A 15564-nucleotide genomic window follows, 5' to 3' on the forward strand; every position below is an offset into this window, starting at 1 on the left:
AAATGAAAAATAGCTTGAAGAACATCTTTAATAGCGTTATAATTTTAGTTTTTGTAGGTGTAATAAGCAGTTGCAGCACTGATATTTCAGTAGTACCCACAACTTTAAAATGCGAGTATCGCGAAAATCCTTTAGGAATAGATAATACAAGCCCTAGATTAAGCTGGAAGTTAGCACAAGAAAATGCAGTTAGAGGCCAAAAACAAACAGCATATCAAATATTGATTGCAAGTAGTTTAGATAATCTAGAGAGTAATACTGGCGATGTTTGGGATTCTGGAAAAGTAGATTCAAATCAATCTGTAAATGTTACTTATGAAGGCAATGAATTAGCATCTGCAAAACAATATTTTTGGAAAGTAAAGGTTTGGGATAAAGATGGAAACGTTTCCAATTGGAGTGATTTTGGAAAATTTTCTATGGGATTATTGAAAAAATCTGATTGGAAAGGCGACTGGATTTTAAAATCTGATCAGAAAAAAACAGACCATAATTGGTACAGAAAAAAAGTAACACTTTCAGATGAAGCATCATCTGCATTTGTGTTTGTGGGTTCTTTTGGTTATCACGAACTGTATGTAAATGGAGAAAAAATTACAGAGAATGTAATGAATCCTGTTTCAACGTATATGAAGAAAAGAATTGCCTATTTAACCTATGATATTTCAGACAAACTAAAAAAAGGAGACAATGTAATTGCCATTTGGCACGCTGCAGGTTGGGCACGTTGGAAACGTATTCGTGAATACAGAAATGTGCCTTTTGTATTTAAAGCACAAGCAGAAATTATTTCAGGAGGAGAAAAAATCACCCTAAAAACAGATACCACTTGGAAAACCAAAAAAAGCCATACTGAGTATTATGGCGATTGGGATATTTTACGTTTTGGAGGTGAAACGATTGATGATCGCAAGCGTGAAGATGATTGGAATACAGTAGATTATGATGATAGCTATTGGATGAATGCTAGTGTGTACAATCACAAAGCATTAAACGCTAAAATACCAGAAGGCAACAATATGTATTTTGCTTTAAATAGCAGAAAAAATAGAGAAGTACGTGCATTATACAGCCCTATTAGAGCTACTTTAAGTTCGCAAATGGTAGAACCACAAGTAAAGTTTAAAGAAATAAAAGCGATTGGAGTTAATAAAAATGAAGACGGAACGTATAGAATTGATATGGGTGAAAACTATACTGGTTTTTTTGAAATGGATTTATATAAAGGAAAAGAAGGCGATTCTATTTTGTTTGAAATAAGCGATCAAACAGAAACAACCACAAGTTGGAATCAAAAGAGTAAATACATTTTTGGGAAATCGGGAAAAGGGAAATTCCAAAACCGTTTTAATGTTGCTGGTGGAAGGTGGGTTACCGTTTATGGTTTGAATTATGAGCCCAAAATAGAAGACGCTAAAGGCTATGTGGTTACCAATAATCGCAAGCAAATCAGCAAATTTGAATCGTCTAGCACGCAATTGAATCAAATTTATCAAATCAATTTAAACACTTATTTAGCAAATACGATGGATGGTGTTTTGGTAGATTGTCCACACAGAGAAAGAAGAGGTTGGGGAGAAGTTACTGTAGCTGCAATGTATGGCGATGCTTTACCAAACTTTGAAAGTGGTGCCTATATGGATCAATATTTACAATATACAAGAGATGCACAATTATCAGACGGACAAACAAGAGCTGTATTAAATGAAGAAGATCGTCCGTTTTTAATGTGGAAAGCGAATAGTCCATTAACGGTTTGGGAAACTTACAGAATGTTAGGCGATAAAAAAGTGTTAGAAGACAATTATAAATCGATGCAAAAATGGATGAGTTGGTTGTACGAACATTCGAATGCTAATACTGGTGGTGCTTTAAAAATAGGAGAACAAGGAAAAAGAGAAATGCCAGGTTTAGGCGATTGGTGTACGCCAAGAGGTAATTTTTGGACGAGTAGTAATTCTCCAGATGCTGCACATTTTAACAATTGTTTGTACGCTTATATGTTAGAAAATGCAATGCAAATTTCAGAAGCTTTAGGTAAAACTGAAGATGCTAAAATTTATAAAGAACGTTTAAAAGTGCAAAGAGAAGCAACGCATAAATTGTCTTACAATCCAGAAACAGGTAAATATTTAAAAGGCTATCAAGTGGATCAAGCTTTTGCTTTATTATCTGGTGTAACGCCTTCATCTGAAAAAGAAAAAGTAGCAGCACAACTAGAAGATAATGTGTTGTATAAATTTCCATATTACGATACAGGAAGTTCAGGACAAGCTTTATACACGCGTTATTTTACAGAATCTGGCGAGCGTATGGATTTAATTTATGAACTTTTAAGAGACAAACATCACCCAAGTTATGGCTACTTTTTAGAGCAAGGGAAAACAGTATGGCCAGAGCGTTGGTCTGCCATTGGAAACAGTCAAATTCATACTTGTTATACAGGAATTGGAGGCTATTTTGTAAAAGGTTTTGGTGGTATTCGTCCAAATCCAGAGCAATTAGGCATGCAAAATATGATGATTAAGCCAGCTCCTGTTGGCGATTTAACCTTTGCAAATACCGAGTATGAATCGATGTATGGAAACGTTGTTGTTAATTGGAAAAAAGAGTGGGAAGGCGCAACATTTCATATTGAAGTTCCTGTAAATACAACTGCAAAAGTGTATTTACCAGCAACAAGTAATAACGAAATTACGGAAAGTGGTGTTTTAGCTGAAAATGCAGAAGGAATCACTTTTGTGGGATCAGAAAAAAGTAAGGCAGTAGGTAATTATATCATCTATAATGTAACCTCTGGAGTTTACAATTTTAAGGTTGAAGAAATTCCTGTTACCCAATTTCCAGAACCATTAAATAACATACAGAATCTTGCCAAATTAGGAAGAATGAATGCGAGTTCTATGTTTATTAAAACTGAAAAACTACCCGTTTTTGAAGCCTTTAGAGTAAATGATGAAGATGAAGAAACACGTTGGTTAGCAACAGAAACTAAAAATCAATATGTAGAAGTAGAATGGGTAAAACCACAAACCTTCAATCAAATTATTGTTGATGAATTTGAGCAAAACATTTCTTCTTATAAATTGCAATATTGGGAAGATGACAAATGGAAAGATATTGTAGAAGGAACTACTTGTGGAGCAAATAAAATTCACGAGTTTGATGCTATTCAATCTACAAAATGTAGAGTTTTTATTTTGGATGCAAAACAAGCACCATCAATAAAAGAATTGAAAATTTCATTGGATAATAAATAATACATACAATTGTAAGTTATCTATGGGCGAAATGAAGTTAAAAGAACATTGCAAAAATATAAACAGAAAAGTGAAAAGTAATATCATATTCCTTATTCTAGCGCAACTTTTATTTTTAAGCTGCGTAGAAAAAAACAATACAAATCTAGAAAGGCCAAATAGTTTATCTGTTTCAGAAGGGTTTGAAAACCCTTTAGGTTTTCATGATAGCATACCTTCTTTTTCTTGGAAATTACCTGCAGAAATTAGTATTAAAAAACAAACAGCCTATAGCATAGTAGTAGCATCTAACCCAGATTTATTGCCAGAAAATCCTGATGTGTGGTCTTCTGGAAAAATCATTTCAAATCAGTCTGTTTTTGTGAAATATGGTGGAAACCCATTAAAATCAAGACAGAAAATATATTGGCAAGTGCGTTTTTGGGATAATGAAAATAGAGCATCCAATTGGAGTGAAATTGTAAGCATAGAGATGGGATTACTATCTAATAAAGATTGGAAGGCAAAATGGATAAAAATTCCTGATCCTAAAAAGTGGGATACAACACGATATGGCACAAGGTTATTCAGACCTCAATATTTAAGAAATGATTTCAAAATAGAATCAAAAGTAAAAAAAGCACGTTTGTATGCGACAGCAAAAGGTGTTTTTAAAGCACAAATTAATGGACAGCAAATAGGTAACGATGTGTTAACTCCTGGTTGGACACCTTACCGCAAAAGAATAGAATCTTTAACGTATGATGTTACGAATATGTTACAAGAAGACAAGAATACTTTAGGTATAATACTTGCTGAAGGTTGGCATTCTGGACGTTTTGGTCCAAAACGAAGATGGGACACTGTAATTGCGCCACCTCAAGTCATTTTTCAACTTGAAATAGAAGACATAAAAGGCAACAAAAAAACGATAACTAGTAATGGTAATTGGAAAGCCACAAGAAAAGGCCCTATAAGAGTTGCTGGATTATATGATGGCGAAACATACGATGCCAATTTTGAGATGCTAAATTGGGACAAACCTGATTTTGATGACAGCTCTTGGGAGAAAGTAATAACAGAAGAAATACAGGACAAAATAAAGCTATTTCCTAAGAAACATGCTGCAATAAGAAATAAGAAAATTCTACATCCTAGTAAAATGATGGTTCAGAAAAAAAATCAAGTTTTATTTGATTTTGATCAAAATATGGTAGGTGTTGTTGAATTGAAAATTCCAGTAAAAAAAGGAGATACTATAAAAATCAGGCATGGAGAAATGCTAAATGCAGCAGGCAAATTATTTACTAAAAACCTCGGTTCTGCAAAAGCAACAGACTATTACATAGCCAAAGAGAGTGCTACTATTTCTTGGCAACCAAAATTTACTTTTCACGGTTTTCGTTATGTAGAAATAAGTGGCTACAATAATGAATCTACACCTAAAAAATCTTGGGTTAAAGGCATTGTACAACATTCAGATTTTGAAATGTCCGGACATTTTAAGTCTTCGCACACAAAATTAAATCAATTACATAGCAATATTCAATGGGGTTTAAGAGGCAATTTTTTTGATGTTCCATTAGATTGCCCACAAAGAAGTGAACGTTTAGGTTGGACAGGTGATGCACAGGTTTTTATACCAACATCGTTGTTTTTAGCAGATACTCATGCATTTTGGTCTGCATGGCTAAGTAGCATGAGAGAAGAGCAGTTTAGTAATGGAGGTATTCCTGTGGTTGTTCCAAATTTTACAGGAAATTTTGCTCAGGCAGGTTGGTCTGATGCTTCCACGATAATTCCTTGGGAATTGTATTACAGAACAGGTGATATTAAGGTGTTAGAAGATAACTATGAGATGATGCAAAAATGGTGCGATTATCATACATCAGAAGCAACTAATAATATTAGCCACATGTCTACAGTTGGTGATTGGTTACAACCTTATTCGCAGCAAAAAGATGATAGAAGAGGAGATACTCCAAACACATTAATATCTTCAGCATTTTATGCGTACTCTGTTTATTTAACAATGGAAACTGCAAAAGTTTTAGGCTTTAAAGAAGATGTTAAGCACTACCAAGACTTACTAAATAAAATTTCTAAGGCTTTTGAAAATGAATTTTTTGATTCTACAGGAAAAATAAAAGCCCCATACACACCAACACAAACAGGCTATTTATTGGCGCTTGGTTTTAATATTCTATCTGAAGAAACCGCAAACAAATCCATACACCATCTGGTTCAGCTTATAAGAGACAGAGGTACACATTTGCGCACAGGTTTTATAGGAACTCCTTTATTGGCGCTTGTTTTAGATAAAACTGGCAATATAGATTTGTTGTATGAAATTATTTTTAAGGAAACCTATCCATCTTGGTTTTATTCTATAAACCAAGGAGCAACCACTATGTGGGAAAGATGGGATGGCTATACACACGATAAAGGTTTTGCTAATAGAGCATTGTCTTTTAATCATTACGCTTATGGGGCTATTGGCCAGTGGTTATATGAACGAACTGCAGGAATTTCGCCTTTAGAACCAGGTTATAAGAAAATATTGTTTGCACCTTTACCACATGAAAATATTTCAGAAGCTCAAGGTAGCTATAACTCAATTTACGGTGAAATTAAATCGGAATGGAAGTTTACAACAGGTAATTTTGTTTACAACATAACTGTTCCTACCAATACAACCGCAAAAGTAATTTTACCTAGGTTTAGTGATAATATTTATATTACTGTCAATGGAAATAAAGTTGAGGCTGTTTTAACAGATGAAAAATTAACTATAGATAATTTAGAAAGTGGCGTTTATGAAATCATTTATAATGATGCACATTAAGACAGCAAAGCAATAAAATAACTTATTTAAAGAAATACAATAAATTAAAAAATATATTTTAAAACCGATTACAATTATGAAAAAAAATCTATTATTATTACTGTTCGCTTTCAATTTTTCCTTCGCATTTTCTAATGATTGGAATGATGCAAAATGGATTTGGCAAGCAGAAGATGGGCCTTCAAATACGTGGATGAGTTTTAGAAAAACAATAACTATTGATGAAATTCCAGATGTTGTTGAAGCAAATATAGCAGTAGATAGTAAGTTTTGGTTATGGGTTAATGGTGAAATGGTAATTTTTGAAGGAGGCTTATCAAGAGGACCAAGTCAAGCAGGAGATTGGAATAGAAAACAAAAAATAACACCAACTAATTCTTGGTTTGATACGCTAAACATTCAACCCTATTTAAAAAAAGGAGAAAATACAATTGCCATTTTAGTTTGGTATTGGGGTAGAGAAACGCATAAAGGCACACATATAGATAGTGGAAAAGGAGGTTTACTTTTCTCTTCTCAAATTGGTAATCAAATCGTAGTTTCAGATAAAACTTGGAAAGCAATTCAGCATCCTGCATATAACAATTCAATACCACCTGCAAGTAAAGCTATTGTGCAATATAGTGTTGAATTCGATGCTCAAAAATCAATGCAAGATTGGTCTGAAAATGCGTGGTATTCAGCAAATTTTAATGATACAAATTGGACTTCCGCAGTTGAAAAAGGAAAATTAGGTGTGAAACCTTGGTACAATGTAGAAAAAAATATAGTTCCGCATTTGGTTAATCACGGTTTACAAAATTATAAGAACCATAATGCCTTGAAATTTCCTTTTGTAAGTGATGGAAAAACCATAAAAGCGAAACTGGCTTTTAACAAACAAATTACACCTTATTTGGAGATTGAAGCCAAAGCAGGAGATACCATTTTTATTACAACAGATAACAGACTTAATAGAATTAATGCAACATACATCACAAAAAAAGGCAAACAATCTTTCGAGAGTTTTTCTTGGATGAATGGTAACGAAATTAAATACACTATTCCAAAAGGTGTTAAAGTAAATGCTTTAAAATACAGATGGATGAGTGTAGGTGAAATGGCTGGTAAATTTGAAATAGACGATCCTTTTTACAATCGTTTATGGTGGATGGGAAATAACACCTTATTTGTTTGTGCAAGAGATAATTTTATGGATTGCCCAGATAGAGAGCGCGCTTTATGGATTGGTGATGTTGCAGACCAAGTAGGTTATTTATTTTATGCTATGGATAATGCAGGTCGTCAATTACTAAAAAAAGCCATTTTACAAACTACAGCATTTAGTGAAAATGGAGTAATGGGTGCTTTAGGGCCTTTAAGAGTGCGCGAGTTGGTTGCACAAACATTGCAGTTTATTGCACAAGGTATTTGGCCTTATTATTTAAATACTGGAGACAAAGAAACCTTAGAAAAAGCGTATCCTTTTGTGTATGATTATTTAGCATTATTTCCAATGCAAGAAAATGGCTTGCCAGAATATCGCTTAAGAAAAAGTCCAGATGCTTGGGATTGGGTAGATTGGGGAGTGAAAAAAACAGCCGATAAAAAACCAATACAAATGGCTTTTTATTATTTAGCTTTAAGCGAAGCTAAAAAAATGGCAGAAGTTTTAGGTAAAACCAAAGATATAAAATGGTACGAGGAAAGGATGAAAACCATGAAACCAGCATTTGAAAAAGCGTATTGGAAAGATGGTTTTTATAGTTCTAATAAAGAAAAACTAAAAGATGATAGAGCCAATGCAATTGCCATAGTTTCAGGGATTGCTAATCCAAAATATTACAATCAAATTGTAGATAATGTTTTAATTCCAAATCGATTTTCTAGTCCACATTTTGAGTGGGTTGCAGAGGAGGCAATGTGTATTGCAGGCAATTATAAAGCGTCTTTAGATAGAATGAAAGACATGTACCAAAGTCAAGTGGATAAAAAATCCATGTCAACTTTATATGAAATGTTTCCAAGAGGAGGTAGTTACAATCACGCGTGGAATGGTTCTAATAAAATTTTATCTAAATACATAGCAGGTGTAGCCCCTACTAAAGTAGGTTGGAGTGAATATCAAATTATGCCAAACTTGGTGCATTTTAAAAGTCTTAAAAAGACGATTCCAACAGTAAAAGGAAACATTAAAATAGACTTAGAAGTTAAAGAAAATACGTACGAGTTAGCATTGGAATCTCCAGAGAATTCAACAGCAATTATAGGAATTCCTAAAACAGAAAAAGCTATTAATAAGGTAGTTGTAAATGGTGAAGTAGTCTGGAAAAAAGGTAAAAAGAGAAAAAGGGTTAAAGGATTTGAGTTTGATAGTGAAAATGAAGATTTTTTAAAGTTTAAGGCACAAGCTGCAACATGGCAAATTAAAGCTACCTACAAATAATTTAAAACATAGCGTTACAATTATTTGTGCCAAAATAAATATATCATTATATAATGAAACAAAAAACAAAAACTGCATTAAAGGTAATCTTATATATGGTAACCTGTATCTTGCTGTTATCTTGTAAAACGAATGGCTCACAAGAAAAACCCATAGAATTGACTGTGAGTGAAGGTTTTAAAAATCCAATAGGATTTTACAGTAATTCGCCTAGTTTTTCTTGGCAATTACCAAAGGAGATAGCTTTTCAGACAGCGTATCAACTTAGAGTAGCAAGCCAAATAGAACTTTTACAAGATAATCCTGATTTGTGGGATAGTGGGAAAGTTAATTCAGACCAAACCACTTTTGTAAAATTTCAAGGAGAGCCACTTAAATCGAGACAAAAAGTATACTGGCAAGTAAAGTTTTGGGATGCTAATAAAAAAGCCTCTAAATGGAGTGATGTTGCTAGTTTAGAATTAGGTCTTCTAAAAAATTCAGATTGGAAAGGTAAGTGGATTAGTTTACCAGCCAATGAACTGAATAAAAAAGACAGACATAAACAACTGTTATTTAGACCTCAGTACATGCGTAAACAAATTGCATTAAAACAAAAGGTTAAAAAAGCGAGGCTTTACATAACAGCAAAAGGAGCTTATGAATTTTATATAAACGGAAAAAAAGTAGGAGATGATGTGATGTCCCCTGGTTGGACACCTTACAATAAACGTATTCCTACATTAACTTATGATGTAACCAACTTACTAGAAGAAGGCAACAATACTTTAGGCGCAACAGTTGCAGAAGGTTGGTTTGGTGGTCGTGTTAATTTAAGATATGTTAAAAAAACACCAGAACATAGACCTCACTTGTTAGGTCAGTTAGAAATAGAAACTGAAGAAGGTACAAAAACCTTTGTAACAGATCATACATGGAAAGTAACACAAAATGGTCCTATACGAACGTCTAAAATTTACGATGGCGAGTTTTATGATGCCAACCTAGAATTGGGCGCATGGAGCAGTAATAATTACAACGACTCAAAATGGTTAAAAGTAAACTCATATAAAATACTAGATAGTATAGCATTATTACCCAAACGATTTGCGGGTGTAAAGGATATGGATGTAATTTCTGTAAAAAGTATTACAGAACCCGTAAAAGGACAGCCAATTTTTAATTTCAAGCAAAATAATGTAGGTGTTCCATTGGTAAAAGTACCCATGAAAAAAGGAGATACATTACGAATTCGTTTTGCTGAAATGTTAAATCCAGATGGAACATTTCATAGAAAAAATTATAGAGGTGCACGTTCTACAGATTATTATGTTGCAGCTAAAGATGGTATGATAGAGTGGCGTCCTAAATTTACGTTTCACGGATATCAATTTATTGAATTAAAAGGGTACGCACCAAATGCAATACCACAAAAAGACTGGGTAACAGCTATTGTACAACATACCGATTTTGATTTAAATGGCACGTTTACTTCGTCTCATAAAAAATTAAATAAACTACAAAATAACATTAGCTGGGGATTAAGAAGTAACTTTTTTGATGTGCCAACTGATTGCCCACAACGTGATGAAAGATGGGGTTGGACAGGAGATGCTCAGGTAATTGCACCAACAGCCATTTACAATGCAGACATGTATGCTTTTTGGGCAGGATATGCACAAACTTTGCGAGAAGACCAATTACCAAATGGTGTAATACCACCTGTAGTACCAAATTGTTTTAGAAATCAGAAAGGTTACGCAGGTTGGGGAGATGTAGGTGTTGTAGTGCCTTGGGAAATGTATTTTAGAACAGGAGATGTTAGTATATTAGAAGATAATTATGATATGATGATGGGTTGGTTAGAGTATTATGCGTCAATCACTAAAAATGACCTCCCTAAAGGAGTAACTATTGGCGATTGGTTGCAACCGTTTCCAGAACCTAAAGAGAATTTTAGACACATGCGTCGTGGAGATACTCCAGGCACTTTAATTGCTGCAGCATATAACGCGTACACAGTAGAATTAACCATGAAAAGTGCAGAGGTGCTTGGTAAAACTGAAGATGTAAAAAAGCTAAAGGAATTGCATACGAAACTAAAACGAGCTTTTGAAAACAAATTTTTTGATAAAAATGGTCGTGTAACTTCTGCAATAGAAACACAAACTCAATATTTAATGGCTTTGCAGTATGATTTATTATCAAAAGAAATAGCTCAAAAAGCCCTTGTACAATTAAAAAGATTTATTGGAGAGTGTGATAATCACTTACGTACAGGTTTTTTAGGAACACCAATATTGCCTTTTGCATTAGATAAAATGGGAGAAGTAGATTTAATGTATACCATATTGTTTAAAGAAACTTATCCATCATGGTTTCATTCTATTAACCAAGGTGCAACAACTACTTGGGAAAGATGGGATAGTTATTCTAAAGAAACAGGATTTAAAGTAGAACCTATGAATTCTTTAAATCACTATGCTTATGGTGCTATTGGTCAGTGGATGTATGAACGTATTGGAGGATTAAAACCTTTAAAGGCAGGTTATAAAGAAATACGCATAGCACCAATTCCAGGAGGACCATTAACGTCTGCTAAAGCAAGTTATAATACACCATATGGTAAAGTAAGTTCTGCTTGGCATATTAAAAATGGTGAATTTGAATTGCAAACAACCATACCACCAAACACAACTGCTCAGGTAGAAATACCAAAAAATGGAAAAAGTAATTTGTATTTAAATGGTAAAAAATTTAAAACAATACCAGATGTTACATTAGTAAAGGAAACTGAAAACGCATTTGTATTAAAAGCTTTGCCAGGAACGTACACTTTTAAAGTTGATTATTAGTAATCAGTATTTCATAAATATCAAACATAAATGACAGTAGTTGGAGGTTTAAAAAAGAATATTTGGAACAAAAACATGTTTATTTTGCTTTTAGTAATACTCTCTTGTGGTCAGAAAACAAAGCAGATTTCTAAAGCAGAAATGGAACAACCAAATTTACTGTTTATTTTTGCAGACCAATACAGACAAGCTTCTTTGGGTTTTTTAAAAGAAGATCCTGTACACACGCCAAATTTAGATCAATTGGCAAATGAAGGTGTGTTTTTTAGTGAAGCTGTTTCCAACAATCCATTGTGTAGCCCTTATAGGGCGATGTTAATGACGGGTCGTTATCCAATATCAACAGGAGTTGTAGAGAACTGCAATTCCCAAAGAACAGCTTTGGGGAATTTTTTAAAGAAAGATGAAATTTGTTTTTCTGATGTTTTAGTTGAAAATGGCTACAGTGCAGGCTATGTAGGTAAATGGCATTTAGATGGTCCAGAACCAACACCACCAGATGTAAAAAGGGTTTGGGATACTTGGTGTCCTCCAAATCGCAGACATGGTTTTTCTTTTTGGTATGCTTATGGGACTCACAATAGGCATAATGCACCTTATTATTGGACAACCAATGCCAAAGAAGATGAAAAAACATACATCAAAAAATGGTCAGCAGAACACGAAGCGGATGTTATTATCGATTACCTGAAAAACAACGAAAAACAACGAAAATCTGATGAACCTTTTGCTTTGTTTTGGTCAATAAATCCACCACATACACCTTTTAAACAAGTGCCAGAACGTTACAGAAAACGTTATGAAGGCATGACGCATAAAGACGTTTTAAATAGACCAAATGTACAGTTTAATGACAACTACGATTTAAAAAGGGGAGATCATGGTGTAGAAAAACGTTTAGATCAAGCTACAGATTATTTTGCGTCTGTAAATGGTGTAGATGATCAAATAGGACGTGTTATTGCAAAATTAAAAGAAGCAGGATTATATGAAAACACCATTATTGTGTTTTCTGCAGATCATGGTGAAATGCTAGGAAGTCAAGGTTTAATGCATAAAAATGTATGGTTTAAAGAAGCCTATAAAATTCCTTTGATTGTCCATTATCCGAAAAAAGTAAAACCAAAGAAAGATGATATTTTATTAAGTGTGCCAGATTATATGCCAACCATTTTGGGTTTAATGGGATTTGAAGATAAAATACCAAAGGAAGTAGAAGGTAAAAATTATGCAGATTTATTTTTTGATAAACCTGTAAACCGCCCAGAAAAACAGTTGTATTTTGGAGGGAAAAGTTTTGCTTCTAAAGGCGATGCTAGAGGTTTTAGAACCAAAGACTATACGTATGCTGTGGTAAAACACGAAAATGGGAGTAAATTTCATTATCTCTATGATGATGCTAAAGATCCTTTTCAAATGAAAAATATTTGGGGAGAAGATGCTGTTTTAGATACTAAAATGGAAACAGAATTGGCAGCGTTGTTAACCTCTATGAATGATTCTTGGTAAAAATAATTATGAAAACAAATAGGCGCCATTTTATAAAAAATTTGTCTGCACTTAGTATTGTTGGTGCCACATATCCATTATTATCCGCTTGCGGAAGTAAAAACGGAAACGAATATTTAAACGAAAAGATTACAAAAATCGAAATATTTCGATATGATATTAATATTCCACGTTATTTTTCTTGGGGAACTTGGCACAATCGTCAGCATTTATTTATAAAAATATCAGCTGGAGATTTTTATGGTTGGACAGAAACTCCTGCTTCAAAAAACAACCCTAATTTTAAGCCCACGGCTTGGGTAAAATATCTAGAACAGTTTAAAGGTTTAACCATAGGTGAAGCTCAAAAAAGATTAACCTCAGAACAAGTTTTAGGTTCCAAAAGATCTCTAAAAATGTTAGAATCTTTAGATATGGGATTGTTGGATTTGTCAGGAAGAATTCAAAATAAAGCTGCAGTAGAATTGTTGGGTTTAACAGGAACTAAACCAGTTCCAGGTTTGTATTGTATACTCGATAAAGACGAGAAAAAAGTACGAGCAGAAGCAGAAAAAAGTATCGAACAAAATCTTAATCATCACATGAAATTTAAAATGTATGGTGATGAAAAAGTTGATATGCAATTACTCAAAACAATTAGAGCAGTTTTAGGTAATGATGCAGTGGTAATTTCAGATGTAAATAAAGGTTACAAAAAATGGAAATCATTAGATGAATTAAAAGGAATTTTAGATCGTTTTAGTGCTAATGGTTTAAACGCGATAGAAGATCCAGCAAATTTGAAAACAAAGCAATGGATTCAATTACAAGAAATGGTAGGCGATTTAAGTTTAATTCCAGATGCGCCAATGCGTCCAGCTTGGAAAGGTATCAAAACGATGCAAAAAGGTATGGGACATATTTATAACCTACATCCATCTACGATGGGAAGTTTAACGCATACAGCTAAATTAGCACATAAAGTAAAAGAAATTGGTGCAAAAGTAATGATTGGTGATGATAGTTTGGTTGGACCAGCTTGTTCTGCGTGGCAACAAATTGCCATTGGAGTTGATGCTACTTGGGTAGAAGCTATTGAGAAAAAGGAAGATTCTAAATTGTATTTAGAATGCTTGCAAAGTACAGCTACTAAAAAAGAAGCTAACGGTTATTATTCATTCGAACCAAAACCTGGCTTTGGAGTAGAATTAGATACAGTTCACTTAAAAAAAGTAAGTGAATTGTATATAGAAGTTTAACGTAAATTTTAAAGACTGTTGAAAATGATAAAAAACATAATAATGATAGTTAAAAAAATAGATCCTATTTTTTTTGTTACGTTATTTTTTTTCCTGTTGACTAATTGTCAAAAACAACAAATTGTTCAAAAGCCAAATGTGCTACTTATTTGTGTAGATGATCTTCGTCCAGAATTGAAGAGTTTTGGAGCAGATTATATTAACTCACCTAATATTGATGCTTTAGCGGAAAAAGGAATTAAATTCCAAAAACATTTTGTAAACTCCCCAAGTTGTGGTCCATCTCGATATACTTTATTAACAGGGCAGTATGGACCAGCAGGAAACAATGCACTTTTTAGTAGAGCAAAAAAAATAAAACAAGGCACTCAAAAGGTAGATAAAAGTATCCCAGAGTGGTTCAGAACATATGGCTACACAACAGTTTCGGTTGGAAAAGTATCTCATCACCCTGGAGGGAGAGGTGGAAAAAATTGGAATGATAGCACAAAAGTAGAAATGCCCAATGCGTGGGATAAGCATTTGATGCCAGTTGCAGAATGGGAACACCCACGAGGGATGATGCATGGATTAGCTAATGGTGAAACCCGAGTAAAATCTGGTGATATGGCTGTTTTTCAGACAGTAGAAGGAGACGACAACATTTATCCAGATGGAGCAATTACAGATGAAGCTGTCAAACAACTAGGAGCACTTGCCAGTAATAAAGAAAATCCATTTTTTCTTGCTGTCGGAATTATTAAACCACACCTGCCTTTTGGTGCACCAAAAACATATTATGATAGGTATGATGGTGTTGATATTCCTGAAATAAAAAATCCTCAAAAACCGAAAGGAAGAACAACATGGCATGGATCTGGTGAATTTATGAAATACAACCGTTGGGGTAAAAACCCTAATAAAGATGTTGATTTTGCGAATGAGGTGCGTCGTCATTATGCTGCATGTGTCAGTTATGCGGATGCCCAAGTAGGCAAAATTCTTACGGCTTTAAAAAAAACAGGAGCAGATAAAAACACTATTGTTGTGCTTTGGGGAGACCATGGTTGGCATCTAGGAGAACATGCGATTTGGGGAAAACATAGTTTGTTTGAGGAATCGTTGCATTCACCTTTAATAATTCATTACCCAGGAATGAAACATAAAGGGACGAATACGAATGCTATTGTGGAAACAGTCGATATTTTTCCGACGTTATGTGATTTAGTAGAAATTAAAATTCCTGAGTTTGCTCATGGGACGTCTCTAAAAGAAATATTAGTAGATCCGAATGCTAGTGGTCACTTTGCTATATCCTACAACAATAAAGCTTCAACCATCAGAACTTCAACGCATAGAATGACATTACATCAGGATGGATTTGTAGAATTATATGATCACACAACAAAAGAAAAGGAAACTAAGAATGTAGCCGAAGAACACCCAGAATTAGTTAAAGAGTTAAAAGTGAAGTTAAGTAATAGGTTAAAATAAA

The 15564-nt window shown here is 33.8% G+C and carries 7 protein-coding genes; all 7 read left to right on the plus strand.

From position 1 onward, the window contains the following. The first annotated feature begins 2 nt into the window (after window positions 1-2). A complete protein-coding gene (locus Q0684_RS02825; protein ID WP_299012524.1) occupies window positions 3-3260 on the plus strand; it encodes a family 78 glycoside hydrolase catalytic domain in 3258 nt (1085 codons plus the stop codon). Between the two features lie 70 nt (window positions 3261-3330). Next, the gene (locus Q0684_RS02830; protein WP_299012525.1) at window positions 3331-6084 is read left to right on the plus strand and encodes a family 78 glycoside hydrolase catalytic domain; all 2754 of its coding nucleotides are present in this window, start codon (window positions 3331-3333) and stop codon (window positions 6082-6084) included. 76 nt (window positions 6085-6160) lie between these two features. Next, window positions 6161-8509, plus strand: coding sequence for an alpha-L-rhamnosidase C-terminal domain-containing protein (locus tag Q0684_RS02835; protein WP_299012526.1), 2349 nt, complete (start codon window positions 6161-6163; stop codon window positions 8507-8509). 53 nt (window positions 8510-8562) lie between these two features. Next, window positions 8563-11343, plus strand: coding sequence for a glycoside hydrolase family 78 protein (locus tag Q0684_RS02840; RefSeq protein WP_299012527.1), 2781 nt, complete (start codon window positions 8563-8565; stop codon window positions 11341-11343). 30 nt (window positions 11344-11373) lie between these two features. Further along, window positions 11374-12852, plus strand: coding sequence for a sulfatase (locus Q0684_RS02845; protein ID WP_299012528.1), 1479 nt, complete (start codon window positions 11374-11376; stop codon window positions 12850-12852). A gap of 8 nt (window positions 12853-12860) precedes the next feature. Then, window positions 12861-14090: a mandelate racemase/muconate lactonizing enzyme family protein gene (locus Q0684_RS02850; RefSeq protein WP_299012529.1), complete on the plus strand. Its 1230-nt coding sequence runs from the start codon at window positions 12861-12863 to the stop codon at window positions 14088-14090. Window positions 14091-14114: 24 nt separating this feature from the next. Beyond that, the gene (locus tag Q0684_RS02855) at window positions 14115-15563 is read left to right on the plus strand and encodes a sulfatase (protein WP_299012530.1); all 1449 of its coding nucleotides are present in this window, start codon (window positions 14115-14117) and stop codon (window positions 15561-15563) included. Window position 15564 lies beyond the last annotated feature (1 nt).

Source organism: uncultured Polaribacter sp., assembly GCF_947503875.1.
Lineage (GTDB): Bacteria > Bacteroidota > Bacteroidia > Flavobacteriales > Flavobacteriaceae > Polaribacter.

Coding starts and splice junctions, on each gene's coding strand:
- Q0684_RS02825 (WP_299012524.1), top strand. CDS start 3: ATGAAAAATAGCTTGAAGAACATCTTTAATAGCGTTATAATTTTAGTT.
- Q0684_RS02835 (WP_299012526.1), top strand. CDS start 6,161: ATGAAAAAAAATCTATTATTATTACTGTTCGCTTTCAATTTTTCCTTC.
- Q0684_RS02840 (WP_299012527.1), top strand. CDS start 8,563: ATGAAACAAAAAACAAAAACTGCATTAAAGGTAATCTTATATATGGTA.
- Q0684_RS02845 (WP_299012528.1), top strand. CDS start 11,374: ATGACAGTAGTTGGAGGTTTAAAAAAGAATATTTGGAACAAAAACATG.
- Q0684_RS02850 (WP_299012529.1), top strand. CDS start 12,861: ATGAAAACAAATAGGCGCCATTTTATAAAAAATTTGTCTGCACTTAGT.
- Q0684_RS02855 (WP_299012530.1), top strand. CDS start 14,115: ATGATAAAAAACATAATAATGATAGTTAAAAAAATAGATCCTATTTTT.